The sequence below is a fragment of the Pseudomonas sp. Leaf58 genome (assembly GCF_003627215.1).
Taxonomy (GTDB): Bacteria; Pseudomonadota; Gammaproteobacteria; order Pseudomonadales; family Pseudomonadaceae; genus Aquipseudomonas.
Genome location: NZ_CP032677.1, coordinates 308408 through 334595, shown reverse-complemented (window position 1 = coordinate 334595; position 26188 = coordinate 308408). Strand labels below are relative to the sequence as shown.

The window sequence follows — 26188 nt, the reverse complement described above, 5'->3', positions numbered from 1 at the left end:
ACCCCCAAGGATTCACCCATGGCCACCCCTACCAAGCAACAGAAACGCGCCAAGCGCGCCGCCAGCAAGGCCAAGCAGAACCGCATGGTGCGCAGCGGCCAGGCGGTCAAGGCCAGCGCCGGTGACAGCGCCAGCGTCGAGCAGGTGTACAACAAGGCCATGGACTCGGGCAGCTATGACGCGCTGTTCAACAAGATGAAAGAAGCCCAGGAAGGCGGCCTGGTACCGATGATCTCGGTGTTCCTGGTGGACCCGCTGCTGGCCCTGGTGCTGAAGGGGCACAAGGAAGAACACGCCACCGACTATATCGTGTTGGTGTTCACCGCTTACCGTGCATGGCTCGATGGCGCCAATGAAGAGGCCACCATGGCCTGGCTGGAGAGCGACGAGTTCCAAGCCGCCTATGTGGCAGCCTCGGAGGCTGTGGCCAAGCAGCAGCAACAGCAGAAGCAGTTTGGCTGATAGCGCCACGTAACCTGTTGCGCCCTCTCGCGGGCAAGCAACGCCCACGTTGGTATTCGGGCGTGCGATGCCCCTTGTAGAAGCGGGCTTGCCCGCGAAGAGGCCAGAACAGGCAACAAAAAAGGCCGCGCCCCTCACAGGGCGCGGCCTTCTCATTGCAGCCAGCGCGGATCAGTTATCCAGCGCCACCCGCCCAGCAGCTTCACGCTTACGGTGCACCAGCAAGCCAGCTGCCACCACACCAATGCTCAGCAATGCGGTCGCGATGATTTCGACACGGTGGTCTTCACGCAGCGCCATTACCACCAAAATCGCAACGATGAAGGCAATGGTCGCCCAGGTCAGGCCCGGGAACAGCCACATCTTGAAGGTGATCTTCTCGCCACGGGCCTCACGCTGGGTACGCATGCGCAGCTGCGACACGGCAATCACCAGGTACACCAGCAGCGCAATGGCACCGGAGCTGGCCAGCAGGAACTCAAACACCTGGGCCGGGGCCACGAAGTTGGCGAACACACACAGGAACGCCGCTGCGGTAGACAGCAGTACTGCCACGTGCGGGGTCGCCGCCTTGGTGGTGCGCTGGGCGATGGCCGGGGCGTCACCACGCTTGCTCAGCGAGAACAGCATGCGCGAAGAGGTGTACAGCGCCGAGTTCAAGCAGCTGGTCACGGCGACCAGCACGACGATGTCGACGATCAACTTGGCATTCGGCACGCCGATGCGGCTGAGCACGGTCTGGTAGGAACCGGTTTCGGCCAGGGCCGGGTCGTTCCATGGCACCAAGGCCACGACCAGGAAGATCGACACCAGGTAGAACAGGCAGATGCGCCAGATCACCGAGTTGGTGGCACGGCTGATCTGCTTGCCCGGGTCCTTCGACTCGGCAGCGGCGATGGTCACGATCTCAGTACCCATGAACGAGAACATGGTGGTCAGCATGGCTGCCAGCACTGCGCCCAGGCCGTTCGGCATGAAGCCTTGGGTATCGAACAGGTGGCTGGCACCGCTCACCTGGCTGCTCGGCACAAAGCCGAACAGGGCGGCACAACCCACGGCAATGAAGCCGATGATGGCCAGCACCTTGAGCAAGGCGAACCAGAACTCGAACTCACCGTAGTTCTTCACACTGCACAGGTTGGTCAGGGTCAGCGCCAGAGTAATGATGAGGGAGAAGGCCCACAGGTCAACCGCTGGGAACCAGGCATGCAGGATGGCTGCGGCGGCGTTGGCCTCCAGCGGAATCACCAATACCCAGAACCACCAGTACAGCCAGCCGATGGTGAAACCGGCCCAGCGCCCGATGGCGCGGTCGGCATACGTAGAGAACGAACCGGTGTCAGGCGAGGCGACCGCCATTTCACCCAACATGCGCATCACCAGCACCACCAGCGTACCGGCGGCCAAATAAGCCAGCAGCACGGCTGGGCCGGCAGCAGCAATGGCGTGGCCGGAGCCAACGAACAGGCCGGCACCGATGACGCCAGCGATGGACAGCATGGTCACATGCCGTTGTTTGAGCCCCTGAGCGAGGTCATTGGAATTGTTACCGCTCATTAAAACTACCTTTGTAAGGAGTGGACCACTCCGACTGCGGGTACAGAGCGCGCCAGGGGTTGACCTAGGCGTCGCTGCAATCGGCGGTTTCCTACTGGCAATAAGCGCGCCAGGTGCTGAATGCATTCGTCAGAAACAGCAGCAGGCCTTTAACGGCGGGGTTTGGAGGGCATTCGGCCAAGCACTGACCGAAAGGCCGCCAAATCATCGGATTACTGAAATACTCACTTACAATTGCCCCAAAGGTGCTCCCCGGTAACACCTGTGCACCAGCGCAATGCAAAAAAGTGCAACCTTGCGGTACAACCTGCCACCTCATGAATGCCTTGGCGGGTAGCCCCGCGCCTACCGGGATGGCTTGGCTTAAAGGTCAGGTTTACGCCGCGAATGGTCTAAAAGCGCTTCCATGAGCCGGCCAAAGCTGGCACCATCGCGCCTTTTTTCATCAAGGCTCTGGTGCTGGGCGACACCTTCGCGGACATCCGCGCGACGTTGCGCTGCAACGATGCGACAAACTGCCCCACCAGCACCCCGAGTCCCCGGCGACCCTGTTGGCCGTCATAATGCCGCTATGCTAGCTTGGCGCACGCCAGGAAGGCCGCCAACAGCTGGGAACGCACCCGAACACATGAGGACCGCACATGGCTCAGGCCACGCCCGCGCTGGAAATCCGCAACTTGCACAAACGCTACGGCGAGCAAGAAATTCTCAAGGGCATTTCGCTGACCGCGCGCGACGGTGACGTGATCTCCATCCTGGGGTCTTCCGGCTCCGGCAAGTCCACCCTGCTGCGCTGCATCAACCTGCTCGAGAACCCGCACCAGGGCGAAATTCTGGTCGCCGGCGAAGCACTCAAGCTCAAGGCCGCCAAAAACGGTGACCTGATCGCCGCCGACAACCGCCAGATCAACCGCCTGCGCAGCGAAATCGGCTTTGTCTTCCAAAACTTCAACCTGTGGCCGCACATGTCGATCCTCGACAACATCATCGAGGCGCCACGCCGCGTGCTCGGCCAAAGCAAGGCCGAGGCCATCGAAGCCGCCGAAGCGCTGTTGAACAAGGTCGGCATCTACGACAAGCGCCACAGTTACCCCGCCCAGCTTTCCGGTGGCCAGCAACAGCGTGCCGCCATTGCCCGTACCCTGGCCATGAAGCCCAAGGTCATTCTGTTCGACGAGCCAACGTCGGCGCTCGACCCGGAAATGGTCCAGGAAGTGCTAAACGTTATCCGCGCATTGGCCGAAGAAGGCCGTACCATGCTGCTGGTGACGCACGAGATGAGCTTTGCCCGCCATGTGTCCAGTGAAGTGGTCTTCCTGCACCAAGGCCTGGTCGAAGAGCAGGGATCGCCGCAGCAGGTCTTCGAGAACCCGACCTCGGCGCGTTGCAAGCAATTCATGTCCAGCCACCGCTAACGGAGCAATACATGCACACTTACAAGAAGTTCCTCCTGGCAGCTGCTGCCACGCTGGTGATGTCGGCAAACGCCATGGCCGCAGAAAAACTGCGCATGGGCATCGAAGCCGCCTACCCACCGTTCAACAACAAGGATGCCAGCGGTAACGTGGTTGGCTTCGACAAAGACATCGGCGACGCCCTGTGCGCCAAGATGAAAGTCGAGTGCTCGGTCGTCACCTCCGACTGGGACGGCATCATCCCTGCCCTGAACGCCAAGAAGTTCGACTTCCTGGTGTCGTCGCTGTCGATCACCGACGAGCGCAAGCAGGCGGTGGACTTCACCGAGCCGTACTACTCCAACAAGCTGCAGTTCATCGCGCCGAAAAACGTCGACTTCAAGACTGACGAGGCTTACCTCAAAGGCAAGACCATCGGCACCCAGCGCGCCACTCTGGCCGGCACCTGGCTGGAAGACACCTACGGCGACAAGATCAACATCAAGCTCTACGACACCCAGGAAAACGCCTACCTCGACCTGGTGTCCGGGCGCATCGACGGCATCCTGGCCGACAAATACGTGCAGTACGAGTGGCTGAAGAGCAAAGACGGCATGAACTTCGAGTTCAAGGGTGAGCCGGTTGTCGACAGCGACAAAATCGGCATCGCCGTGCGCAAAGGTGACAACAAGCTGCGCGACGACCTGAACAAAGCCCTGGCAGAAATCAAAGCCGACGGTACGTACAAGAAAATCAACGACAAGTACTTCCCGTTCAGCATCGAATGATCCGCCCTGACCGGCGCGCCCTGGTGGCGCGCCAGTCCCTAGAACGCGCCTACCCATGAATATTGACCTGCACGGATTCGGTCCGGCCCTGGTGGCTGGCACCCTGATGACCGTAAAACTGGCGCTTTGCGCCTTGCTGCTGGGGCTGGTGCTGGGCCTGCTCGGCGCCCTGGCCAAGACCTCCTCGATCAAGCCACTGCAATGGCTTGGCGGCTTCTACTCGACCCTGGTTCGCGGCGTGCCCGAACTGCTGTGGGTACTGCTTATTTATTTCGGCACGGTCGGGCTGATGAGCAGCCTGGGCGACGCCCTGAACCTGCCGGGCCTGGAGCTCAGCGCCTTCGCTGCGGGGGTGATCGCCCTGGGCTTGTGCTTTGGCGCCTATGCCACTGAAGTGTTCCGTGGCGCCATCCTGGCAATCCCCAAAGGCCACCGTGAAGCGGGCATGGCGCTGGGCCTGTCCAAGGGCCGGATCCTGTCGCGGATCATCCTGCCGCAGATGTGGCGCATGGCCCTGCCGGGCCTGGGCAACCTGTTCATGATCCTGATGAAGGACACCGCCTTGGTGTCGGTGATCGGCCTGGAAGAAATCATGCGTCATGCGCAAATTGGCGTGACCGTGACCAAAGAGCCGTTCACCTTCTACATGGTCGCGGCCTGCATTTACCTGAGCTTGACCATCATTGCCATGACCGGCATGCACTTCATGGAAAAACGCGCCGCTCGCGGCTTTGCGAGGGCCGAATAATGAATTGGGAAGTCATCATCAAATGGCTGCCACGCCTGGCCCAGGGCGCGACCCTGACCCTGGAGTTGGTGGCCATCGCCGTGATTGCCGGGTTGATCCTGGCCATCCCGCTGGGCATCGCCCGCTCCTCGCGCCACTGGTACGTGCGCGCCGTGCCGTTCAGCTACATCTTCTTCTTCCGCGGCACGCCGCTGCTCGTGCAGCTGTTTCTGGTGTATTACGGCCTGGCGCAGTTCGATGCCGTGCGTTCGAGTTCGCTGTGGCCGTACCTGCGCGATCCGTTCTGGTGCACGGTGCTGACCATGACCCTGCACACCGCCGCCTACATCGCCGAAATCCTGCGTGGCGCGCTGCAGGCGATCCCCAAAGGTGAAGTCGAGGCGGCACGGGCGCTGGGCATGTCGCGGGGCAAGGCGCTGTTCTACATCATGCTGCCGCGCGCCGCGCGCATCGGCCTGCCGGCCTACAGCAACGAAGTGATCCTGATGCTCAAGGCCAGTGCCCTGGCCAGTACCGTGACCCTGCTGGAACTCACCGGCATGGCCCGTACCATCATTGCCCGCACCTACCTGCCGGTGGAGATCTTCTTTGCGGCCGGGGTGTTCTACCTGGTGATCTCGTTCTTGCTGGTACAGGGCTTCAAGCTGCTGGAGCGCTGGTTGCGCGTGGATGCCAGCCAAGGCCGCTGAAACCGTCTAGCCTTGTTCGCATGCAAGCCCGCCCCTACAACAGGCCGATCCAGGACCGTGTAGGAGCGGGCTTCGCCCGCGAAGAGGCCCTCACCCCCAACACACAGCCCCATGCCCAATCACCTCCACAGCCACCCGCTAAGCACCCGCTTCCAAGCCCTCGACCAGTTCCTGATCGAGCACCAGCCACTGTGGAAACCCCGCCCCTTCACTACGCTGCAGCTGCCCTGGGAAACCACCCACCCGGAGCTTGCCACTTCGCTGCGCCAATGCTCCCTGGCAGACGCCGAAACCGAAAGCGCCACCCAGCCCTTGCCCGCGCCGTTCCCGCAACTGGCCCTGCAAGCCCAACAGCTGTGCGCCCTCGGCACCCTGCCGACAACCGACCTGCCACCTGCCGCCCACCGCCTCGACGTCGCCGTCCCCGGCCGTAAATGGCAGCAGATCGAAGCCTTCGCCAGCCACTTGGCGTTCCGCGAGCAGCCGCATCATTGGCTGGACTGGTGCTCCGGCAAAGGCCACCTCGGCCGCCGCCTGCTACAACCCGGCCAGCAACTGACCTGCCTGGAATACGATGCCGAACTGGTCGCCGCCGGCCAGGCCTTGAGCGCGCACCACCACTTGCCAGCCCAGCACCTGCATCAGGATGTGATGGCCAACGACAGCGCCCGCCACCTGGCTGCCGACACAAGCGTGGTGGCCCTGCATGCCTGTGGCGACCTGCATGTACGCCTGATGCAACTGGCCAGCCAGCAAGGCTGCCGGCAATTGGCCGTGGCGCCCTGCTGCTACAACCGCATTGCAGCGGCACAGTACCAAGCGTTGTCCACAGCCGCGCAAGCCTCCAGCCTGCAGCTGTCATTGGACGACCTGGGCCTCCCCCTGAGCGAAACCGTTACCGCCGGCGCCCGCGTGCGGCGCCAGCGCGACACCTCGATGGCCCGGCGCTTGGGCTTCGACCTGCTGCAACGCCAGCAGCGCCAGACCGACGAATACCTGCCGACACCGTCACTGCCCGTGGCCTGGCTGGAGAAGCCTTTCGAGGCATATTGCCGCCACCTGGCCGACCTCAAGCAACTGCAGCTGACCGGCCACCCGGATTGGGCAGCCGTGGAAGCCGCCGGCTGGCAGCGCCTGGCCGAGGTACGCAACCTGGAGCGGGTGCGCAACCTGTTCCGTCGGCCGCTGGAGCTGTGGTTGGTGCTCGACCGCGCGTTGTTCCTCGAAGAGCAAGGTTATGACGTGCACCTAGGGCTGTTCTGCGACTACCCAGTCACCCCGCGCAACCTGCTGATCCTTGCCGAGCGCGACCGTTAGCCGCAGCACAACCTGTGGATAAGTCTGTGAACAAGCTTGTGATTACCTGTTGGATCCAAGCGCTATTTCAAGCCTTTGGCTTATTCCCGCTTGCGCGTCAAGCCCAGTAAAAACAGGCATTTGCGCAAAGACCAGCGGCGGAGCGATTCGGCATGCCTTTCGCGCAAGTCGCCGATGCCACTTGTGCATAAACTTTTCTTATGGTTGGCACAAGAGGCTTTTAGGCGGTCAATGCGCCTTGTTTTTGGCAATCTCGATATCGTTCATCAGCGCCTTAGCCATGTCGCACAGGTAATCGGCGGCGCCCAGGAATTTATGGTCGTCCTCCATATCGCCTTCACGCACCAGGTGCTTGATGTAGCCCATCAGAATCGAGACATGTTCATAGGCAGCATCGACCGGGACGCCGGGCTCGACGCGGAGCAGGTTGAGGGAGGGGTTACCGGCGGCGAGGAAGGTTTCCACGCCTGCGGTGGTGATGGGCTTTGGGCTGTTGGGATCAGAATCGATCTTTTTCATGTTCAACTCCTAGTTCAAAAGGAGTCGCCGTGTTCATTCTTTCTCACGGAACAAAGGCGGCAACCGTACACGAGGTGAGAAACCGAGTGAACATAGGAAGCTCGGCCAGACCGGAGTCTGCCCGTGCACGGTCGCCATTAAGCAGCCGATACGTTCAAAATCGGGTTCTCACACCCGGTCGCCAGAGCGACCCGAGAACGGTATCCGTGAGCCATTTCCCCGACAACAGCGATACTTCGGCGGCGCGCGTAGGATAGGTCCGAAGCATCCAAACCCTGAAGCTTTTAGCTCTTAGTTCAGAATCTTCGTACAGCTGATAGCCTCTTCGCGGGCAAGCCCGCGCCTACATCACCAGCGGCCACACACCATTGTGTAGGAGCGGGCTTGCCCGCGAAGAGGCCACAACTGACAACAAAAAAACCAAAGCCCCCACCGCAGCCCCCCACCCAACGGTGTATGATCCGCCCCCCAAATGATTAAAAAGTGACGTCGCGCGCCTGCCCGCCAGCCCGCGACCTTCTGGCGTTGCGCCAGATCGACACTGGACTAACGGACCCGACCATCGTGACCCGAGCCAAGCCCCTCGCCCTGTTGACCTTCGCCCTGGCCCTAACCGGCTGCGCTGGCGGCACCACGCCCCACCCGGCCAGCAACCTGGGCTGGAACCACCCCGGCATGCAGCTGGGCGGCGACAACGGCCTGCCACTACGCGCCGACAGCCCCTGCCGCAAGCGCGGCTGCGACAACGACAAGCTGTTTTTCAACCCGGGCAAAACCGAGCCAAACGTCACCACCATCCACCGCGGCTGGTAAGAAAATTCTTCTTTTAGGTCGGTGACTTAGGTCATTTTCAAACATTTGCAAGGAAGTGGTTTACAGGCGCCAACCGATCGTTATAATGACGCCCCATTGCCGGTATAGCTCAGATGGTAGAGCAACTGACTTGTAATCAGTAGGTCCCGGGTTCGATTCCTGGTGCCGGCACCATTCAAGGTTCCATAGAAAGCTTTCAAAATCTCTGGAACCCCCGAAAAACCCGCCTTCTGGCGGGTTTTTTCGTTTTGGCGTTCCGTCGGATTCCGAGGGTAGCCAGCGCTAATAAGGGTAGTTTTAAGGATAGAGGTCCGTTTCGATATCGGAGACTACCCTTATGGCCCGCACCACTGCCCCGCTTACCGACACCGCCTGTCGCACGGCAAAGCCCAGAGAGCGCGAGTACAAGCTCTTCGACGGCGACGGTCTTTACCTGCTTGTGCAACCCAACGGCCGCAAAGGCTGGCGGCTCAGGTACGTGAAGCCGGATGGCCGCGAGGGCCTGACTGCCCTCGGCAGTTACCCGGTGGTTGGGCTTGGCGACGCACGCCGCAAGCGCTTCGAGATCAAGCAGCAGCTCGCCAACGGCATAGATCCCATCCAGTACAAGCAACAAACCAAGACCCAAGCCGTGATCAACGGCCGCACCTTCGAAAGCGTTGCGCTTGACTGGTATGCGAGCATGGTGCCGAAGTGGGCGCCCGGCCACGCCAAGACTGTGCTCAGCCGATTGAAGACTCACGTATTCCCTTTGCTTGGAGCCAGGGCAATCGTTGAGCTGGACACCCACGACCTCATGCAGCCACTGGAAGCCGTGACGAAGCGCGGCACCATCGACGTGGCGCTCAGGATCAAGAACTACCTGCAAAGCATCATGCGTGAAGCCAAACGGCTGCGACTGATCACGGCGAACCCGGCTCACGACCTCGATGGCTCGATCAAGACACCACGAGTAACTCACCGTCCCGCACTACCCTTATCGCGACTGCCAGAACTATTGGCATGCATTGAGGACTACAGAGGTCGCCCGCTCACGCGCCTCACGGTGATGCTGTCGCTGCATGTATTCGTACGCTCCAGTGAACTGCGTTTTGCCCGTTGGAACGAGTTCGACCTCAAGCGCGGAATCTGGGAGATCCCCGACACTCGCCCGGCGCTCGAAGGCGTACCGTTTTCCACAAGGGGTACGAAAATGGCCGGAGACATTCACGTTGTACCCTTATCGCCACAAGCAGTCGCTTTGCTTGAGCAGATCCACACGATCACCGGCAAGTTCGAGCTGGTGTTCGCGGGGGATGCCAAACCGTGGAAACCGATGTCTGAGAACACGGTGAATGCCGCGCTAAGGACGATGGGCTATGACACCAAAGTGGATATCTGCGGCCACGGGTTCCGAGCCATGGCGTGCAGTGCGCTGGTCGAGTCCGGGCTGTGGTCGGAGACGGCTATCGAACGGCAGATGAGCCACAAGGAACGCAACAACGTGCGCGCCGCCTACACCCACAAGGCCGAGTTCCTCGAAGAGCGCCGGATGATCATGACCTGGTGGAGCAGGTTTCTGGAGGCGAACCGCGAGGACCATGTGACGCCGCATGAGTTTGCCAAGCAAACGGGCGAGAACGTCACGCGCCTTCGCAGTGCCAAGAGGACCGAGTAGCCCGCCGTACCACCACCTCAACTTGCTATGAAGTTACCCACGGCACCGCATGAAGCTCCTCCGCGCGGGTCCTTTCAAACGGGGCTGCAAAGCCGCCCCGTTTAAAAGGACCATACCTAAGAAAAAAACTGCTGGCACAGCTGACGTGTGTGGAAAACCACTGATGTCCACCGGAGGATAGTTTATCCACAGGCGCTAAATCCCTGATATCGCGCTGCTTGACGAATATTGTCCACAAGCGTAGACCGGGAGTCGCAAGAGCTGTCGATGACAGCCCCCCAGGTGACCCGAACCTTAAAGGTCACGCCGCTCCTGCGGTGGTTCACCCGCAAGTACGATTCGCGTCCGGCAGCTCGTACGGTCACTACCCATGTGATGGATGCCAACTCAATATCGTTGCCCCTGCGGCAACCACCCTACCCATCTGCTCAGCAGCAACCTATTCGCTTGGCCATTTCGCGTGCGCCAACCTGCGCCCGTCTCTTTCACTGGAAAGAGACGGGCGCTCCTGAAACTGCTGCAGCCCTGATCGCACATGGCTCAGTCGCATTTCCCCTTGTGACAATTGGCGTGACAAATGCCGATGCCACCAGCAACAGCCATGCAGGTGATGGTGCCGCAGACCAGGGAATGGACTGCACCTGACTGACAGTCAGACATGCCCCGGTCATCGCATTGCTGCGTTCACCCGACTCAGGATCTCGCGGCACTGGTCTCGTCAGCCAATGCAGCCTCCACCCGCCCACCGGTAACGGTGCTCAGGAGGCCAGATCATGAGATGCCCTTGCTCCCGGTCGTAAGGAGCCGCCAGTCCCGCGTTAGAGGACATCCCCACAGGTCGCAGGGGCCTTGATCCCTGATAACACTCAACATTCTTGGCGGGATGACGTGGGGCGAGGATCGGAGAACAGGCGATGAGGTGATCGACATGGCATTAGTAGGTAGGCGGGATGGCCGCAATTTCGGCTATGGCAGGCAACTGAGCTATGCAGGCCCGCAGGCGTTGAAAGACATGTTCGGCGGCGGCCACTACGGCACGGTCAAAGCGCACTGTGATCGGTGGCAGGCATTCGTGAAGTGGTGCCGCTCCGATCAGGGCCCCGGTGTCAATGATGCGCGGCGGATTGATCGGAAGTTGTTAACAGACTATGCGGCGTATCTGCGTGACCTGGTTGGGCGCGGTGATCTCGCCGTCAGCACCGCACAAAACCGGCTATCCAGCGTTAACAGAACCATGGCGGCGCTTCGCGGTGATCAGTACGTGAAACTGCCAAATCCGAGTAAGGCGTTGGGTACGCAGCGAAGCGGGGTTCGACAGTCAGTACCGCAGGGCCAAGACCGCGAACAGGTTAAACAGATCGTCGATGAGCTTTGCAGCCGTCATCAGTTACGAGCCGCTGCGATCGTTCTGTTGGCACGAGCCACCGGCATGCGCTTGCGTGAGGCCATCTTGGCTGACCTGCCAAGGCTGAATCGTGAGGCTTGCGATCTAGGTAGGATTAACATTCAGGATGGCACCAAGGGTGGCCGCGCGGGGGCTTCGGCGCCACGTTGGATTGTGGTGGACGACTATGTTCGAGGTGCACTTAGGCATGGACGGCAGGTGTCGCCTGCGGGAAGCCGCAACCTGATTGCGCCACACGAAAGCTACCTGACATTTCTGCAAGAAATCATCCACCCTGCGCGGGTCATCCTTCATGCACACAACCTCAAAGGCTTCCATGAGCTACGAGCGGCGTACGCATGTGAGCGCTACGAGCAGATTACCCAACACCCCGCGCCAATCAACGGCGGCCAATGTTGCCAGGTAGATAGGAACCTTGATCGTGAGGCCCGGAGGCAAATCAGCTATGAGCTGGGGCACGGGCGGATCGACGTGGTCGCGGCCTACATTGGAGGACGTGCTTGAGTAAGCCATTCGATATGGAGCTGTTCTTGGCTGGCGTTCTGACCGGCTCGCACGCAACCCGGCAACGCCATGTGCGACAGGCAAAAATAATCATGGCCGAAATCGCAGGGCGTTGGCAGCGAGAAACACCTTGGACCTGGCAGAAAAAGCATGTGGCTTGGTTTCTCAAACACCGCATGAGCCACCGCAGTGAAGCAACACGGTACTACTATCTACTGACGGCTCGCCTGCTAGCGCGACGTCTAAATACATCATGGGTTTTCATTCTCTGAATGCGGCCCGATCTTGACTGCCAGAACCAACAGCAACAAGGCACAAAGTGCTCACTGTGCCTCTCTGCTGGGGAAAACGACTCAAGAGCCTAGACTTCGGTAACAGGGAGGGGACATCGAGCCTGCTACCAGCAGCAGTCGAGGCAGCACTCAGGACTTAGACTCGATCAGTCCGCACGTCGACAGGCTACACGAAACTGATAGCAGTATGCGATCATCGACGGCCTGTGCGTATCCACATTCTAGGGACAGAAAATGGCTCAAACTGATTTTCGGCTTCGACCATCAGCCAACAATGATCGCAATGGTCATTTCGATGACGTTGGAGCTATCGGCAAGACCATTACCCCAGAGATTGTGATCGCGCTATGCGGGCCAATGGGAACTCCCCTTCATGACGTAGCCAAAACCTTCAAGGAGCTTCTTCAAGGGACGGACTACAACTATGAAATGGTAAACATCATCAGGCTCAGCGAAGACATCCGTCACCACAAGAAACTGATCGATGAGAAATCGATATGCCGACTCATTGAGGCAGGCAACGAGCTGCGCGCAAAGCATGGAAACGAGATTTTGGCTCGATTTGCGGTGCGGCGAATAACGCTAGAGCGAGAGAAAGCTCAGGCGGCATTCGAGGCAGCCCAGGCTGCCGAGCTGGTTGAAGACGGGGCGGCAACAATTCCGAAAGTTACTGTCCGCTACTGCCACATCATCGACTCCATCAAGCATATCGATGAGCTCAAGCTGCTTCGATCAGTTTACGGAGACATGCTTCAAGTCGTTGGCGTGTACTCCCCGATTGAGATGCGGATCGCGCGTCTGGAAAAAGCTAAAGGGCCCGAGGATCAAATCCACGACTTGATCGATCGGGATTCTGGAGAAGAAATTGACCACGGCCAGCGCGTCGAAGACACCTTCCCGCAGGCCGACTTTTTCCTCCGCGTCGACAAGACGACTGACACCCATCGGAAGGGGCGTGTTAAGCGATTCCTGGACCTCATGCTGGGTACGGTAATCGCTACTCCTACCTTGAATGAAAGAGCCATGTACGCCGCCTTTTCAGCTGCACGCAACTCTGCGTGCCTGTCCCGCCAAGTTGGGGCGTCAATAACCAGCGGCGAGGGCGAGATTCTTGCTACCGGTTGGAATGATGTGCCGAAAGCCTTCGGAGGGCTCTACCAAACGGAGACCTATGGCAGCTCGCCAGATGAAGACCGACGCTGTTGGAATTTGGATGGAGGCCTGTGCTCTAACGATCAGGAAAAGCGATTGATCTCAAACGCCATCGTGGACCTCCTGATCAAAGAAGGCCTGATTGAAAAAGCGAAGCGGGATGATGTGTACAAAATCATTCGTAAGAAATCGCAGCTGAAGAGCCTGATCGAGTTCTCACGTGCTGTACATGCCGAGATGCACGCTCTTCTGAGCGCCGGAGCTACGGATGGTGGAAAAATTCGTGGTGGAAAGCTGTTTGTCACCACCTATCCTTGCCATTCCTGCGCCCGTCACATTGTCGCGGCTGGGGTAAAGGAGGTGTATTTCCTAGAGCCATACAGGAAGAGCCTTGCGACGAAGCTGCATGAGGATGCTATAACTGAAAACGAGAATGAACTGGAAAAGGTGCGTGTGATGCCCTTCGATGGCGTAGCACCTGCGCGCTTCTTGAGATTCTTCTCAGCCCATCCAAAGGGACGGAAGGACTCGGATGGCAATATGCACACAAGGGAAGCGCATCCCGTCGCCTCAGTGACCATGGAGGCCATTCCTACACTTGAATCTCTCATCGTACAGAGTCTAGACTCGCGCGGCATTTGAGATCACTCGGCTTGATGGCAGCCACATTTGGAGCACTTATGAAACCCGTCGATGAAATTGGCACCCCAGAATGCGAAGCGCAAATGGCCTTCTCTTTCGAAGCGTTCGACGCTGGGGACCAGTCGCATCTGCAAATGCCTGCCTTCATCCAGCCTGCACAAGCCTACCCCTTGGCGCAAAATAACGTCGTCGCGTTCCCGCACCGCACAGCCCTCTCCGGCGACGCAGGCCTGATTGCGAGAGTTCTGCAGAGGACCAGACACTTCGTCTGAGAGGTTGGGCGTTGGGTATGGTATGCCCAATTTCTCGACAGTAGTGCTTATGCCCGAAGGCGCCCGATCATGCATCGGGCGTTTTTGTTTTGGTGGTGTGGGTGCATTTTCGCTTCAGCTTTATGCCTGCTAAACGATCTCAGTTTGGACGCCCTCTAGATTCCGCTTGAGGACTCTGAATATTTTGCACTCGGTTTCGCCGCCGCCTGATGATCGCTCGGCTATCCCGCAGGATGAAGGTAGCTAGAAATCACACCGTCGTAACAGCTGCCTGTTAACACTGTGCGTAGATTTTCACCACCTCAACCTTTCACACGAGCTCAGCCGGCAACCGAATGGTCAAAACTCACAGCTTTGGCGCTAGTCATCAAGCGCTGCGGGTTGTGGCTCCGGCAATACAGGCTCATTCGCGGCTTGCGGCTCACCCCACCAAGCTGGGCGAGTTGAAGGGGTTTCCTTCAGGGCTGCGCCGATGATGCTCACAAGATCTGGCGAGTGGAGCCCATCAACGTGCTCTGTGAGGGTACTGGTCGTGTTACCCCAAAGAGGATCAAGGATGAAATCGACCCCCTCCTTTCGAGCCATTTTGGCTGCGGGTACGAAGTCAGAATCTCCAGCAATGAGAATGATGGTATCTACCTGCTTCTTGAGAGCCAGGCTCGAGATGTCGACGCCCAGCTTGGTATCAACCATTTTCTGAGTAACGTTGTAGTAGAAGTCATCTTTGGTGATGTCGGTCCACTGACGCTCACCACTCAGAAGAGCCTTCAGGGCATAGCTGGTGAGATTCCACTCGCCAGAAGCCGACAGCGCCCCTAGGCGCAGAGCCGTCTTACGACTTTTTCTTAGTAGGTCATGAAATTCATTTTTTAGGACGTATGGAGGATGCTTCTTTGTCGTCCAGGTACGTGCCTGCTCACCCGGGCTGTCCGGCATCGCGTAACGGAGACTTTTATCCAGAGGCGGGCAATCGTAGAAATAGGTTCTATAGAGCGTGCTTTTGAATTTGCGGAGATGAGCACCAACGATTGCGTTCGTCACATCCTGGAGCTGCTTAGCGGTAAACGGGGTATCATTAAAATACTTCCGCTTGAAAAAGTTGACCCTACGGTCAAAATAACCGCCATCAATCAGCACCGCCGCCGTCTTCATCGTCTTTCCTTAAGGCATAAAAAAACTCAGGACTGCTGGACAGGGCTAAAAATATCCTGCGAGCGGTGCTGAGCTGTGATGGAAATATAGCATAAGCCAAACGGCATTCAAGCTTGACCCCGATAGGGTATGCCTATAGGATCGCAACTCGTTGCGATCCTATAGGCATACCCTATCGGGGTCAACTGAAAATCCACGATTCTCACATCTACCCCATCCTAATCTACAAATCTTCGTGCTGCCTGAGTGCCCGCCAGACGGTGACTCTCATCAGTCCAAGAGCACAGCTAAAGCGAAAAACGAGAGAAAGGCCCATAGCTCGTCGTACCAATCGCCTCCGTCATCAGACCGCCTGCGAGCCCAGTGAACCCTAGCCTAGGCTTAAGGGCAAGGTCATGCGGTCCATTGAACCTCCACCAGCCTCAGCAAGCGCAACAACTAAGTCGCGCTTGTAAAGCGAGTACTAAAAGGTGAGGACCTGATCCTGATGGGCACGCCGACAGAAATCGGCCAGAAGCAGCCAGTCGCAGCAGAAGGCTGCCTGGCGGGGGTAGTGCCAAACTGGAGAAAAATTACCGCCAAGACGCGAGATTTGACTTACCCGCGCTGGTTCTACCCTATTATTAAGATATCGTTTAATGAAACCTTATCTCACATAAGGTATCATATCGTGACACTTTAATATCTCTCAAAGATTTTTTAGTGTGCGATTAGTGATATCTTATACTCTCTAGGATGTCGCTAGGTGCTACCTTATGAAAGACTTTTTCCCTGTTCAAAGCACCTCTGTGCTTTACCGTATAGGCCTTCTGATGAAGGAAGCTCGTCTGCGCATGGGGATACGGCAGGCTGACCTTGCAGAGCTAGCTGGAATTTCTCTCCGAGCTATTCGTCACCTCGAGGGGGGGAAGGCTGAAGGTGTTTCGTTGCGCGATTTCATGCTCGCGCTATTTACCGTGGGGATCTCTGACCGGGTTTTCCAAGCACTGATCGATGACCCTGCGCTTGATCTCAACTCTTTAGAAACCAACACCACCAAGCGCGTAAAACTGCCGCGCAGCAACGCGGAGGACTTCTAATGCCGCACGCTTACATTTACATGGAGTGTCCGGAAACGGGTGAGACTGTGACGCTGGGTAAGCTGACCCTTTCTGGCCGCACGGGAACCTTCGTCTATGCGCCGGAGATCGTGGATGCCAAGGGTTGGGTGCCTGATCCAATACGATATCCGCTCTCCACTCGACCCATTCAGGTACAAAAGAATGGCGGCGTTCCCGGGTTCATTGATGATGCGATGCCAGATGGCTGGGGAGAACGATTGCTGCGCCGCACCCAAAAGGGAGAACTCACACCTATCCAGCTGCTGTTGTTATCTCCTAACGAAGATCGCGCCGGAAATATTATGGCTGGCGAAGCTCGCACACCGAGGCCGGGTACAGGCGAAAGGCCTATGAAAATGCTTGAAGCCAAAGGGCTCGACCACTTCATAGATATTTGCGCTGCGATCTATGACAGCCAGCTGAGCGCTGAGCAGTTGGAGGCTTTAAGAATACGGGATCAGCGCTCAGCTGTTGGTGGTGCCAGGCCCAAGCGCACATACCGCTTTGATCACAAGCTGATTCTTGCTAAGCCTCGCGATAAATTTGATCACTACGACCTGCCGAAATTTGAGTATGCCTGCATGACCTTTGCGGCTACTAAGGGGATGAATGTCGCCCGAACTGCGCTCCATCAAGGTGAAAAAGGCAACACGCTACTTGTGGAGCGATTTGACCGAAAATGGTCAGAGACTGATGCAAGGTTTCGGCGCATCCCAATGATGAGTGGCTTAACTCTTCTCGATGCCGAATGGCACGCGCAGCGCAACGACGGTTGGATCTATGCGGCGCTCGCCGATGAGCTGTATCGCAGAGGCGCGCCAGACTCTGATAGGCAAGAGCTTTACAGGCGAATGGCCTACAACGCTCTCGTAGGGAACAGTGACGATCATCCTCGCAACCACGCTGTGATCTGGCAGGAAGGGGCTTGGCGCCTCTCGCCTATGTATGACGTTCTTCCCGTACTGGGAGAGGGGCCTGCACAAGGGCTGTCGATGCATGTTGGTATAAACGGTACCCTTCTAAGTCGAGATAACCTGCTTAGCCAACATAAGCATTTCGCACTGACGAAAGATGAGGCGGTAGGCATATTGGATCAGGTCGCTTCTTGGGAGTCGGAACTGAAGCAGCACTACGCAGAGCATTTGGCTGGGGCTGAGCTGGATGCGGCGGTGGATGCAACAAGCAGCGAGAGATTGCTGGCTTAGGATAGGCTGCGAAGTCCTCGATTGAAATCTTGGTATTGGTGCTTGCTTTATCGTCGAGCACCACCTTCGTCAGTTGCCCCAGCTTGAATCGACAGATTTGAACGTCACTTGTAACGGATAGCTACCTTTTCGCACCTACAGCTTTGAGCCGCTTGCTGTCGATTAAAAAGGAGCAATGGCTCCTTGTCAGCATGACAGGCTGCTATGCCTCGAGGGCAATGGATCGTAGCTTGGCATTGCTTGCCTCTATGAAAAATTGGGCGAATCCAAAAGGATAGTTTTAGAGATAGAGAGCCGCACAAAACAAAATAAAAAAATTATAAATCATATAGTTATTAAAATTTTCGACTCCTGGTGCCGCACCATACGCAGTATCAAAAAGACTCACCGAAAGGTGGGCCTTTTTGTTCTGTAGGTAACCACCCAGCATTTTTGGTTGACGGTTCCAGCAGTCCTGATTGACCCGAGCGCAACACTCGCCACACGTCCTACCCAACGGGTAGGGTCCTGCTTTTAGCAGACGTGCAAAAGGCGAGTTTTTTTGCTCGGAACTTGACCTTAGCGATGACCGCATCTGCTAAATCTACCGGCGCCAAGCCCGAGAATCTGCCGAGCACCTACCGCCTCCGCCCCCAAGACCGCTCGCTGGAAATCAAAACGCATAATGGCAAAAAGATAGCCATCTAACAGACTCATTGGTTATCCTTCATTCATACTGGCGAGCACCCGCCTTGCCTGCACATGGACGAAAAACGCTGATGACTATCGAGAAACATGAGCTGACGGAGATGAACCAACTGCTGGAAGGCGGTATGAACATTTCGGAAATTGCCAGCAAATATCCCCGTTACGACTACTGGGAAATCTATGCAAACGTTAAGGACTACAGCTTGCTAGGAAAGAAACGGATTATCACAAACCGTCTGAATTCCCTTCGCGAATCGCCTACCAAAGCCGAACGTTCCGAGCTGATTGATGAAATCCAGACGCTGATCACAGAGATGTACGATCTGACCAAAAGCAATGGCAAGAAACTTGTAGAAATTAGCGAAATCCTCAACCGCTAATCCCGCAAGTATCTTCATCAAGTGCGTGACAGGGAAGCCATGTTCGGCGATTGGCTATTCAGGCACGATTGCGGCGCCCAATCAGATCAATTTGGTCGCCGCTCAGATGGGATCTAGGCGTGAGTAAAGTAATCGATATGGGGCTGCTCTTGAAAGGAGCACTCCCTGGGCCACGTCGAAAAATCCACCGAATTCCAGTACCGCGAAAATTGGGACCTCACTGCCAACCACCGTACGTCTGGTGCCGCATCTAGCTCCGCTGCATACCAACGAATACCTCCAAGGCCACCACAACCCACCCTTTGGCAGTTTGTTCGTTATGACGTTTTACCTACCACTCGCTCTGCCGCCTTGCGATAAGCCTGTTCTCGCTCGCGCTTATCCACCGCTACCAGAAAAACAACAACCTCCTGATCGATCACCTGGTAGATCAATCGGTAGCCGCTACTGCGCAGCTTGATTTTGTAGCAGTCCGGCAAGCTATGCAGCCGGTTCGCTTCGACCCTCGGATTCAGCAAAACCGAGACGAGTTTTTACTTGAGTTGCTGCCGGACCGTATCCCCCAGCTTTTGCCATTCCTTCAGCGCTCGCGCATCGAACTCAAGGCTATAGGTCATCCAGAGTAACTTTCACTCGCTGAGGGTCGGCAAGGCGCTCGCGAACGGTCGCTAGCAGCGCCTCATCCTCATTGGTCAAGAGGACAGGTTTAAAAGGCAGCTGCCCGCGCTCGGCGACGTACTGCAATGCTTGGCGCATAAGCTCGGAGGGCGTAACACCCAACCGCTCAAGCTCACGATAGGCTCGGATTTTGAGATCGTCGTCGATACGAACATTGATGGATGCCATGATGGCTTGCTCACTGTAATGACAATTGTCTTTACGGTGACGTAATTCCGGGCACCAGACAAGTGGCTTAGGAGCACAAGCCGACGAAGGACAAAGCCGCTGCACACCGATTCGATTCCACAAATAAAGGCCGCCCCTCACGCACCTCATCGTGAAGCTATCGTTGCACAGCGTTCACACGCTCCAGCGAGCCGCCCTCCCCCCTTGGAATTCCCTCAAATCTTCTTCAACCCTTCAAATCAGCCCCACTAAAACCATTGCGCTGATAAAAACGCTCCAGCTCACGCTCTTCCGGCTCCCTACCGGTAAAAATCTTCAGATACTCAGAGATATAACGCATACGCTGAGCCAACGGCTCGCGGGTTTTCATGCTGATGTAGCCAATTTGCGTCAAATAGATCGTCCGAGCGCGAGTAATCGCAGCATCGTGCTCAAAGCCAAACCGGTCGAACATTTGCCGCAACGCCTCAACGCGCTGCGCATCCGCCTGGCCGATTTCCTGCGCCACTTCCGGTGACTGCAGCGCCCAACTGCGCATGGCGAACTCGAACTGCGAGTCGAACAATTCGCTGTTCAGCCAGCAGTCGAAGACGTTAAGAATCGCCTCGGTGATGGACTCGGCATAGGCCTGGGATTTGGTCACCAGGTTGTAGGTGTTCTTGTTTTTCCATTGCTCGATCAAGGCCGCCAGCAAGGCATCGCGGTCCTCGAAAAACCAGTAGAAGCTGGTGCGCGACAGATTCAGTTTTTTCGCCAGCGGCATAACCCGCACGGCATCGACGCCTGACTCAGTCAAACTTTCATAGGCCGCATTCAGCCAGCCTTCCAGTGAGCCTCGGCCTGCCGGTTCCGCCGTTGAGGTGGATGCTTTCATGGGCATTGCTTCCCTGTGTAAATTCGCTTTTCGTGGTCAACTGTACACTAGCGTCAAGAGCGTTGACACCTGTGTACACAGCGGCCTATTGTTGCCGTGCCTGATGACCTGTTTGCGAGACCGATATGAAAAACGATCCGCTACTTCAGCCTTATCGCCTCAAGCATTTGACCCTGCGCAACCGCATCATGACCACCTCCCACGAGCCCGCTTACCCCGAAGACGGGATGCCGAAAAAGCTTTACCGGGCCTACCACGTTGAACGTGCCAAAGCCGGTGTCGCGCTGACCATGACTGCTGGCTCCGCCGCGATCTCGCGTGACAGCCCGCCGGTGTTCAACAACATTCTGGCCTACAAGGACGAAGTGGTCGGCTGGATGAAAGACCTCACCGACGAGTGCCACGAACACGGTGCGGCGGTGATGATCCAGCTCACTCACCTGGGCCGGCGTACCCGCTGGGACAAAGGCGACTGGCTACCGGTGGTGTCGCCCTCGCACAATCAAGAACCCGCCCACCGCGCCTTCCCCAAGCAGCTGGAACACTGGGACATCGACCGCATCATTCGCGACTACGCCGATGCCGCCGAACGCATGAAAGCCGCTGGCCTGGACGGCATCGAACTGCAAGCTTACGGCCATTTGATGGACCAGTTTTGGTCGCCACTGACCAACGAACTGGACGGGCCATACGGCGGCTCGCTGCAAAACCGCCTGCGCTTTACCTTCGATGTGCTCACGGCCATTCGCCAACGCGTGGGCCCGGAGTTTATCGTCGGCATTCGCTACACCGGCGACGAAGTGCTCGCTGGCGGCCTGCAAAAAGAGGAAGGCTTGCAGATTTCCCAGCTGTTGAAAGACAGTGGCATGATCGACTTCCTTAATGTGATTCGCGGCAACATCGCCACCGACGCCGGGCTGACCGATATCATCCCGATCCAGGGCATGCGCAATGCCCCGCACCTGGACTTTGCCGGCGAAATCAAAGCGCTGACCGACTTCCCGACCTTCCATGCAGCAAAAATTCCCGACGTGGCCACCGCGCGGCATGCGATTGCCTCGGGCTTGGTCGACATGGTCGGCATGACCCGCGCGCACATGACCGACCCGCACATCGTGCGCAAGATCATCGAAGGCCGGGAAGACGATATTCGCCCTTGCGTGGGCGCCAACTATTGCCTGGACCGTATTTACAACGCCGGTGCTGCCTACTGCATTCACAACGCCGCGACCGGGCGTGAAACCACCATGCCGCATGAAATACCCAAGGCGGCCAAGCAGCGCAAAGTGGTAATTGTCGGCGCCGGCCCGGGTGGACTGGAAGCGGCACGGGTGGCAGGCGAGCGCGGCCACGAGGTGGTGGTGTATGAGCTGGCGGACAAACCCGGTGGGCAAATTCGCCTGACCGCACAGTCCGAGCGGCGCAAAGAAATGATCAGCATCATCGATTGGCGCATGGCGCAATGCGAGCGCCTTGGCGTGAAGTTCCACTTCAACACCTGGGCCGACACCGCGATGGTTCTGGATGAAAATGCCGACGTGGTGATCGTGGCGACCGGCGGCATGCCGCACACCGAAGTACTGGAACATGGCAATCAATTGCTGGTTTCAAGCTGGGACATTATTTCTGGCGACGTGAAGCCTGGGCGCAATGTGCTGGTGTACGACGATGCAGGCGACCATGCCGGCCTGCAAGCCGCCGAATTCATCGCCCGCAGTGGCGCCAAGACTGAAATCATGACCCCCGACCGCTCGTTCGCGCCAGAAGTCATGGGCATGAACCTGGTGCCCTACATGCGCTCGTTGCAGCAGCTGGACACCACCTTTACCGTCACCTACCGGCTCAAGGCGGTGGTGCAACAAGGCGACCAATTGCTGGCTACGATCGGCACCGATTACAGCGACCTGACTAAAACCCGCCTGGTGGATCAGGTGGTGGTCAACCACGGCACCCGGCCGCTGGACGAGCTGTATTTCGAACTCAAACCCTTAGCCAGCAACGAAGGCGCCGTGGAGTACATGGACCTGATTGTCGGCAAGCCGCAAACCGTTGCGAGCAACCCCGAAGGGCGCTTCCAGTTGTTCCGCATTGGTGATGCCGTGGCGTCGCGCAATACCCATGCAGCCATCTACGATGCCCTGCGGCTGGTTAAGGACCTGTAGCTGCGGTGTTTCACCCACAACAATAAAGACAGCCGTCACCTGATTTAGAAGCCTTTAGTTACTGCCCCGACAGTTGGCCTGATTGAATTTGATGAACATCAAACTCTTCCCAGCGGAGGTTGTTGCATGCATACGGGTTCTGATTCCATTGAGCTGCTCACTGCGTTAACCGAACGTGACCTGCACTTTCGCAGCGATGCCAAGGTCACTGACCATGCCCTGGCGCCGGTCGACACGGCGTTACTCGATGCGTATACCGCCATCGACCGCAAAGCCCTGCGTCACTACCGCCTGGGGCGTATTCGCGAGCAACTGCGCGCCCACGATTACGCCGGCATTCTGTTGGCCGACCCGATCAACATTCGCTATGCCACCGACACCAACAACCTCGGTTTGTGGGTGATGCATTCGCCCAGCCGCTATGTATTCGTGGCCACCGACGGCCCGGTGGTGTTGTTCGAGTTCACCAGCAGCCGGCACAACAGCGAGCACGTCGAAGCCATCGATGAAATTCGCCCGGCGATTCCCTGGCTGTATTTTCTGGCCGGCCCCCGCGTGCAGGAAAAAGCCGAGCGCTGGGCCCAGGAGGTGGCGGAGCTGATGGCTCGCCATGGTGGCGGCAACCGCCGCTTGGCGGTGGACCGTTGTGACCCTTGGGGCGCGCAGCGCCTGACCCAGAAGGGCATTGAGCTGTTCGATGCGCAGCCGTTGATGGAGCAGGCACGCTTGATCAAGTCGGCGGAAGAGGTCGCCAGCCACCAGGTGTCCATGGGCGTGTGCGATCTGGCGATAGCCCGGATGCGCGCCAGCCTGGTGCCGGGGGTCACTGAAAACCAGCTGTGGAGCATCATGCACGGGACGAATGTCGCGCACGGCGGGGAATGGGCCGAAAGCCGCTTGCTCAGCTCCGGGCCGCGCACCAACCCGTGGTTCCAAGACGCCACCGACAAGGTCATCCAAGCCGGTGAGATGGTGTGTTTTGACACCGACATGGTCGGGCCCGGTGGTTACCTTTCGGATATTTCTCGCAGCTTCGTCTGCCCCGGCAAGGCGCCGACAACGGCCCAGCGCGACTTGCTGGAAATCGCCTCGCAGCAGATCAACCACAACGTCGAGCTGCTGCGCCCGGGCCTGTCGTTTCGCGAGTTTGCCGAACACTGCTGGCCGGTGCCCAAGCGCTTTGAGCACAACCGCTACATGATGATGCTGCATGGCGTCGGCTTGGTCGACGAGTACCCCAGCGTCGCCTACGCCGTGGATTTCGCCGAGTGGGGTTACGACGGCCTGTTCGAGGAAAACATGGTGGTGTCGGTGGAAAGTTACATCGGTGAACAAGGCGGTGGCGAAGGGGTGAAGCTTGAAGAACAGGTGCTGATCAGCGCCAATGGGCCGATAAAACTTTCGCGCACGCCCTTAGTCGACGGCGATCGATAGCTGGAGCAAAACCATGAGCAGTATCACCGTGATCGAAACCGCGCCCGCCTTGGTGCCGCGCCCTGCGGCCAGCGCCGAACCGTTCTTGCGCCTGGAGGGCATTCATAAACAGTTTGGCCCCTACCCCGTGCTGCACGATGTGTGTTTTGAAATGCGCAAGGGCGAGGTGGTGGCCATTATTGGGCCAAGTGGTTCGGGCAAGAGCACCTTGCTGCGTTGTATCAATCAGCTGGAGCCGCCCACCCAGGGCCGGGTGAGTATGGATGGCGTGCACATCGAAGCCGGCCAAAGCTTGCCCCGTGCAGAGCTGCTGAAGCTGCGCCGGCGCATTGGCATGGTGTTCCAGTCGTTTAATCTGTTTCCGCACCTGACCGTGCTGCGCAATGTCAGCCTGGCGCAAATCCGTACCTTGGGCCGCAGCGCCAAAGAAGCCGATGCCCGCTCCATGCAGCTGCTCGAACGCGTCGGCTTGGCCGACAAGGCCCAGCATTACCCGGCGCGCTGCTCCGGTGGCCAGCAGCAACGGATCGCTATCGCCCGCGCCCTGGCATTGGACCCTGAACTGATGCTGTTCGATGAGCCAACCTCGGCGCTGGACCCCGAGCTGGGCTTGGAGGTGCTGGCGGTGATGAAAGAGCTTGCCAGCGAAGGCATGTCGATGATCGTCGTAACCCACGAAATGCACTTTGCCGAAACCGTGTCCGACCGCGTGGTGGTGATGGCCGAGGGGCGAATCATCGAGCAGGGCCCGAGCCAGCAAGTGATGCGCCAGCCCGAGCATGAACGGGTGGTCCAGTTCCTCCAGGCCGTGAGGAATCGCTAATGCAAGACATCCTGATGATGCTGTTGAACGGTGTGCCGTGGACCATTGCGGTCACCGTGCTCGCCTTCTGCGTCGGTGTGGTGCTGGGCTTTCCGATTTGCGCCCTGCGCCTGTCCAAGGTCAAGCCCCTGCGTTTTCTGGCGGCGATGCTGGTGCTGACCCTGCGCTCCATTCCGCCGATTGTCTGGTTGTTTTTCATCTTCTTTGGCATCGGTGGCGGCTATATCAGCCTGTCGCCGTTTACCGCGGCAGTGGTTGGCTTGGGGCTGATTACCGCAGCGCACATGTCCGAGGTGTACCGCGGTGCGTTTGCGGCGATTCCCCCCGGGCAATTCGAAGCCGCCTATGTGCTTAACCTGTCGGCATCGCAACGGTTTTTCGATGTGGTGTTGCCGCAGTTGGTGCGCATCGCCATCCCCACCTCCGCCACCTACGCCATTGGCCTGCTTAAGGATTCGGCGGTGGCCTCGACCATTGGCGTTGGCGATGTCAGCTTCCAGGCCTATCAGGTTTCACAACAAACCTTTCAGGGCCTGAGCGTGTACAGCACAGCGGCGCTGGTTTACCTGGTGCTCAGCGTGCCGGTGGCCTTGTTCTCCCGTTGGCTCTCGGCCACGTTGAAACAGAGGATTGCCCGATGAGCGAACTGCTGACGATGTGGGCGCAATGGCTGCCGGAGTTGTGGAAAGGCTTTGTGCTGTCGATGCAGGTCACGGCGGTGAGCCTGGGCCTGGGTATTGTCTTCGGGCTGGTGCTGGCGCTTAGCGTCTCGGCCCCGAGCCGCTGGGTACGTTACCCATCTTTGGTCATTGTGGAGTTGGGGCGCGGGGCGCCGGTGTTAATCCTGCTGCAGTATTTTTACTTTGGCTTGCCCAGCGTCAACCTCACTTTGACCTCGTTCTGGGCTGCGGTGTTGGCCATGGCGTACTGCACGGCGGCCTACACCAGTGAAATCATTCGCGGTGGTATCGAGGCGGTGGCCCCAGGGCAAACCGAGGCTGCAGAGGTCATCGGCCTCAACCGGTTCGACGCCCTGCGTTTTGTGATCCTGCCTCAGGCCTTGCGGGTAGCGCTGCCGTCGTTGCTGGGGTTCTCGATCATGATGTTCCAAGCTTCGTCGCTGTGTTTCACCATCGCCCTGCCAGAAATTGTCAGCCGGGCGTCCTCCATTGGTTCCTCCACGTTTGAATACATGCCAGTGCTGATCCTGGCCGGTTTGATGTATGCCGCTGTCTGTGCTCCGGCGACCCTGGGCGTGGCAGCGCTGGAAAAAAGACTGGCACCCAGCCAGCCCTAACAACAAATGCCACTCA

At 58.1% G+C, this 26188-nt stretch carries 26 protein-coding genes, 1 tRNA gene and 1 pseudogene; 22 read left to right on the top strand and 6 right to left on the bottom strand.

Annotated features, from left to right (window positions below; translation table 11 throughout):
• The first annotated feature begins 18 nt into the window (after positions 1-18).
• On the top strand, positions 19-462 hold the full coding sequence (locus DV532_RS01470; RefSeq protein WP_056805809.1) for a hypothetical protein: 444 nt from the start codon (positions 19-21) through the stop codon (positions 460-462).
• 171 nt (positions 463-633) lie between these two features.
• On the opposite strand, the gene gabP is transcribed toward DV532_RS01470, so the two are convergent.
• Entirely contained in the window at positions 634-2019 is a 1386-nt protein-coding gene (gene gabP, locus DV532_RS01465; protein WP_056805812.1) for a GABA permease, read from the bottom strand.
• A gap of 641 nt (positions 2020-2660) precedes the next feature.
• Here gabP and DV532_RS01455 point away from each other — a divergent pair.
• The 5 genes from DV532_RS01455 to DV532_RS01435 all read left to right on the top strand — a co-directional run bounded on the left by DV532_RS01455 (position 2661) and on the right by DV532_RS01435 (position 6955).
• Positions 2661-3434 carry an ABC transporter ATP-binding protein gene (locus DV532_RS01455; RefSeq protein ID WP_003255746.1) on the top strand — a complete coding sequence of 258 codons (774 nt, stop codon included), beginning with the start codon at positions 2661-2663 and terminating at the stop codon, positions 3432-3434.
• An 11-nt stretch (positions 3435-3445) separates the two neighbouring features.
• Positions 3446-4201, top strand: coding sequence for an ABC transporter substrate-binding protein (locus DV532_RS01450; protein WP_056805815.1), 756 nt, complete (start codon positions 3446-3448; stop codon positions 4199-4201).
• 55 nt (positions 4202-4256) lie between these two features.
• Positions 4257-4949 carry an ABC transporter permease gene (locus tag DV532_RS01445; protein ID WP_056805818.1) on the top strand — a complete coding sequence of 231 codons (693 nt, stop codon included), beginning with the start codon at positions 4257-4259 and terminating at the stop codon, positions 4947-4949.
• Positions 4949-5638 carry an ABC transporter permease gene (locus tag DV532_RS01440; protein WP_056805822.1) on the top strand — a complete coding sequence of 230 codons (690 nt, stop codon included), beginning with the start codon at positions 4949-4951 and terminating at the stop codon, positions 5636-5638. Before DV532_RS01445 ends, DV532_RS01440 begins: the two co-directional genes overlap by 1 nt.
• Before the next feature lie 111 nt (positions 5639-5749).
• Positions 5750-6955, top strand: a complete 1206-nt coding sequence (locus DV532_RS01435) for a methyltransferase (RefSeq protein ID WP_056805825.1) — start codon at positions 5750-5752, stop codon at positions 6953-6955.
• A gap of 228 nt (positions 6956-7183) precedes the next feature.
• Here DV532_RS01435 and DV532_RS01430 read toward each other — a convergent pair whose 3' ends face one another.
• Positions 7184-7474, bottom strand: coding sequence for a DUF3077 domain-containing protein (locus DV532_RS01430; protein ID WP_056805828.1), 291 nt, complete (start codon positions 7472-7474; stop codon positions 7184-7186).
• A gap of 564 nt (positions 7475-8038) precedes the next feature.
• On the opposite strand from DV532_RS01430, the gene DV532_RS01425 reads away from it, so the two are divergent.
• The 8 genes from DV532_RS01425 (at position 8039) to DV532_RS01390 (ending at position 14212) form a co-directional block, all read left to right on the top strand.
• Complete coding sequence (locus tag DV532_RS01425; protein ID WP_056806194.1) at positions 8039-8287, top strand: hypothetical protein; 249 nt, start codon at positions 8039-8041, stop codon at positions 8285-8287.
• 98 nt (positions 8288-8385) lie between these two features.
• A tRNA-Thr gene (locus DV532_RS01420) sits at positions 8386-8461 on the top strand.
• Between the two features lie 163 nt (positions 8462-8624).
• Positions 8625-9944 (top strand): integrase arm-type DNA-binding domain-containing protein, encoded by a 1320-nt coding sequence (locus tag DV532_RS01415; protein ID WP_056805831.1) that lies wholly within the window; start codon positions 8625-8627, stop codon positions 9942-9944.
• Between the two features lie 267 nt (positions 9945-10211).
• A complete protein-coding gene (locus DV532_RS01410; protein WP_236707557.1) occupies positions 10212-10589 on the top strand; it encodes a hypothetical protein in 378 nt (125 codons plus the stop codon).
• Between the two features lie 283 nt (positions 10590-10872).
• Positions 10873-11853: an integrase domain-containing protein gene (locus tag DV532_RS01405; protein ID WP_056806196.1), complete on the top strand. Its 981-nt coding sequence runs from the start codon at positions 10873-10875 to the stop codon at positions 11851-11853.
• A complete protein-coding gene (locus tag DV532_RS01400) occupies positions 11850-12125 on the top strand; it encodes a hypothetical protein (RefSeq protein ID WP_082477164.1) in 276 nt (91 codons plus the stop codon). Before DV532_RS01405 ends, DV532_RS01400 begins: the two co-directional genes overlap by 4 nt.
• A gap of 255 nt (positions 12126-12380) precedes the next feature.
• Complete coding sequence (locus tag DV532_RS01395; RefSeq protein ID WP_056805832.1) at positions 12381-13940, top strand: anti-phage dCTP deaminase; 1560 nt, start codon at positions 12381-12383, stop codon at positions 13938-13940.
• A gap of 38 nt (positions 13941-13978) precedes the next feature.
• A complete protein-coding gene (locus DV532_RS01390) occupies positions 13979-14212 on the top strand; it encodes a hypothetical protein (RefSeq protein WP_056805835.1) in 234 nt (77 codons plus the stop codon).
• A 360-nt stretch (positions 14213-14572) separates the two neighbouring features.
• Here the strand turns inward: DV532_RS01390 and DV532_RS01385 are convergent, their stop codons facing one another.
• Positions 14573-15364, bottom strand: a complete 792-nt coding sequence (locus tag DV532_RS01385; RefSeq protein ID WP_056805838.1) for an NYN domain-containing protein — start codon at positions 15362-15364, stop codon at positions 14573-14575.
• A gap of 755 nt (positions 15365-16119) precedes the next feature.
• Between DV532_RS01385 and DV532_RS01380 the strand changes: the two genes are divergently transcribed.
• From DV532_RS01380 to DV532_RS01370, 3 genes are all read left to right on the top strand, one after another.
• The gene (locus DV532_RS01380) at positions 16120-16443 is read left to right on the top strand and encodes a helix-turn-helix domain-containing protein (RefSeq protein WP_056805841.1); all 324 of its coding nucleotides are present in this window, start codon (positions 16120-16122) and stop codon (positions 16441-16443) included.
• Positions 16443-17669 carry a type II toxin-antitoxin system HipA family toxin gene (locus tag DV532_RS01375; protein WP_056805844.1) on the top strand — a complete coding sequence of 409 codons (1227 nt, stop codon included), beginning with the start codon at positions 16443-16445 and terminating at the stop codon, positions 17667-17669. The genes DV532_RS01380 and DV532_RS01375 overlap by 1 nt, the downstream gene beginning before the upstream one ends.
• 758 nt (positions 17670-18427) lie before the next feature.
• A complete protein-coding gene (locus tag DV532_RS01370; protein ID WP_120715286.1) occupies positions 18428-18736 on the top strand; it encodes a hypothetical protein in 309 nt (102 codons plus the stop codon).
• A gap of 317 nt (positions 18737-19053) precedes the next feature.
• Here DV532_RS01370 and DV532_RS01365 read toward each other — a convergent pair.
• The 3 genes and pseudogenes from DV532_RS01365 to DV532_RS01355 all read right to left on the bottom strand — a co-directional run bounded on the left by DV532_RS01365 (position 19054) and on the right by DV532_RS01355 (position 20456).
• Positions 19054-19353, bottom strand: a pseudogene (locus DV532_RS01365) (type II toxin-antitoxin system RelE/ParE family toxin).
• The gene (locus DV532_RS01360; RefSeq protein WP_056805850.1) at positions 19343-19582 is read right to left on the bottom strand and encodes a type II toxin-antitoxin system RelB/DinJ family antitoxin; all 240 of its coding nucleotides are present in this window, start codon (positions 19580-19582) and stop codon (positions 19343-19345) included. The pseudogene DV532_RS01365 and the gene DV532_RS01360 overlap by 11 nt, the downstream one beginning before the upstream one ends.
• A 226-nt stretch (positions 19583-19808) precedes the next feature.
• Positions 19809-20456 (bottom strand): TetR/AcrR family transcriptional regulator, encoded by a 648-nt coding sequence (locus tag DV532_RS01355; RefSeq protein WP_056805853.1) that lies wholly within the window; start codon positions 20454-20456, stop codon positions 19809-19811.
• 125 nt (positions 20457-20581) lie between these two features.
• On the opposite strand from DV532_RS01355, the gene DV532_RS01350 reads away from it, so the two are divergent.
• The 5 genes from DV532_RS01350 to DV532_RS01330 all read left to right on the top strand — a co-directional run bounded on the left by DV532_RS01350 (position 20582) and on the right by DV532_RS01330 (position 26172).
• Positions 20582-22618 (top strand): NADH:flavin oxidoreductase, encoded by a 2037-nt coding sequence (locus DV532_RS01350; protein ID WP_056805856.1) that lies wholly within the window; start codon positions 20582-20584, stop codon positions 22616-22618.
• Between the two features lie 126 nt (positions 22619-22744).
• Entirely contained in the window at positions 22745-24052 is a 1308-nt protein-coding gene (locus DV532_RS01345) for a Xaa-Pro peptidase family protein (RefSeq protein WP_056805859.1), read from the top strand.
• A gap of 13 nt (positions 24053-24065) precedes the next feature.
• Positions 24066-24875 carry an amino acid ABC transporter ATP-binding protein gene (locus DV532_RS01340; protein ID WP_056805861.1) on the top strand — a complete coding sequence of 270 codons (810 nt, stop codon included), beginning with the start codon at positions 24066-24068 and terminating at the stop codon, positions 24873-24875.
• Positions 24875-25516: an amino acid ABC transporter permease gene (locus tag DV532_RS01335; protein ID WP_056805864.1), complete on the top strand. Its 642-nt coding sequence runs from the start codon at positions 24875-24877 to the stop codon at positions 25514-25516. Before DV532_RS01340 ends, DV532_RS01335 begins: the two co-directional genes overlap by 1 nt.
• Entirely contained in the window at positions 25513-26172 is a 660-nt protein-coding gene (locus tag DV532_RS01330; protein ID WP_056805866.1) for an amino acid ABC transporter permease, read from the top strand. The genes DV532_RS01335 and DV532_RS01330 overlap by 4 nt, the downstream gene beginning before the upstream one ends.
• Positions 26173-26188: the final 16 nt, after the last annotated feature.

Excerpts from the sequence above, each read along its gene's own strand:
- DV532_RS01470 (WP_056805809.1), top strand. The coding sequence starts at position 19 with ATGGCCACCCCTACCAAGCAACAGAAACGCGCCAAGCGCGCCGCCAGC.
- gabP (WP_056805812.1), bottom strand. The coding sequence starts at position 2,019 with ATGAGCGGTAACAATTCCAATGACCTCGCTCAGGGGCTCAAACAACGG.
- DV532_RS01455 (WP_003255746.1), top strand. The coding sequence starts at position 2,661 with ATGGCTCAGGCCACGCCCGCGCTGGAAATCCGCAACTTGCACAAACGC.
- DV532_RS01450 (WP_056805815.1), top strand. The coding sequence starts at position 3,446 with ATGCACACTTACAAGAAGTTCCTCCTGGCAGCTGCTGCCACGCTGGTG.
- DV532_RS01445 (WP_056805818.1), top strand. The coding sequence starts at position 4,257 with ATGAATATTGACCTGCACGGATTCGGTCCGGCCCTGGTGGCTGGCACC.
- DV532_RS01440 (WP_056805822.1), top strand. The coding sequence starts at position 4,949 with ATGAATTGGGAAGTCATCATCAAATGGCTGCCACGCCTGGCCCAGGGC.
- DV532_RS01435 (WP_056805825.1), top strand. The coding sequence starts at position 5,750 with ATGCCCAATCACCTCCACAGCCACCCGCTAAGCACCCGCTTCCAAGCC.
- DV532_RS01430 (WP_056805828.1), bottom strand. The coding sequence starts at position 7,474 with ATGAAAAAGATCGATTCTGATCCCAACAGCCCAAAGCCCATCACCACC.
- DV532_RS01415 (WP_056805831.1), top strand. The coding sequence starts at position 8,625 with ATGGCCCGCACCACTGCCCCGCTTACCGACACCGCCTGTCGCACGGCA.
- DV532_RS01410 (WP_236707557.1), top strand. The coding sequence starts at position 10,212 with ATGACAGCCCCCCAGGTGACCCGAACCTTAAAGGTCACGCCGCTCCTG.
- DV532_RS01405 (WP_056806196.1), top strand. The coding sequence starts at position 10,873 with ATGGCATTAGTAGGTAGGCGGGATGGCCGCAATTTCGGCTATGGCAGG.
- DV532_RS01395 (WP_056805832.1), top strand. The coding sequence starts at position 12,381 with ATGGCTCAAACTGATTTTCGGCTTCGACCATCAGCCAACAATGATCGC.
- DV532_RS01390 (WP_056805835.1), top strand. The coding sequence starts at position 13,979 with ATGAAACCCGTCGATGAAATTGGCACCCCAGAATGCGAAGCGCAAATG.
- DV532_RS01385 (WP_056805838.1), bottom strand. The coding sequence starts at position 15,364 with ATGAAGACGGCGGCGGTGCTGATTGATGGCGGTTATTTTGACCGTAGG.
- DV532_RS01380 (WP_056805841.1), top strand. The coding sequence starts at position 16,120 with ATGAAAGACTTTTTCCCTGTTCAAAGCACCTCTGTGCTTTACCGTATA.
- DV532_RS01375 (WP_056805844.1), top strand. The coding sequence starts at position 16,443 with ATGCCGCACGCTTACATTTACATGGAGTGTCCGGAAACGGGTGAGACT.
- DV532_RS01370 (WP_120715286.1), top strand. The coding sequence starts at position 18,428 with ATGACTATCGAGAAACATGAGCTGACGGAGATGAACCAACTGCTGGAA.
- DV532_RS01360 (WP_056805850.1), bottom strand. The coding sequence starts at position 19,582 with ATGGCATCCATCAATGTTCGTATCGACGACGATCTCAAAATCCGAGCC.
- DV532_RS01355 (WP_056805853.1), bottom strand. The coding sequence starts at position 20,456 with ATGAAAGCATCCACCTCAACGGCGGAACCGGCAGGCCGAGGCTCACTG.
- DV532_RS01350 (WP_056805856.1), top strand. The coding sequence starts at position 20,582 with ATGAAAAACGATCCGCTACTTCAGCCTTATCGCCTCAAGCATTTGACC.
- DV532_RS01345 (WP_056805859.1), top strand. The coding sequence starts at position 22,745 with ATGCATACGGGTTCTGATTCCATTGAGCTGCTCACTGCGTTAACCGAA.
- DV532_RS01340 (WP_056805861.1), top strand. The coding sequence starts at position 24,066 with ATGAGCAGTATCACCGTGATCGAAACCGCGCCCGCCTTGGTGCCGCGC.
- DV532_RS01335 (WP_056805864.1), top strand. The coding sequence starts at position 24,875 with ATGCAAGACATCCTGATGATGCTGTTGAACGGTGTGCCGTGGACCATT.
- DV532_RS01330 (WP_056805866.1), top strand. The coding sequence starts at position 25,513 with ATGAGCGAACTGCTGACGATGTGGGCGCAATGGCTGCCGGAGTTGTGG.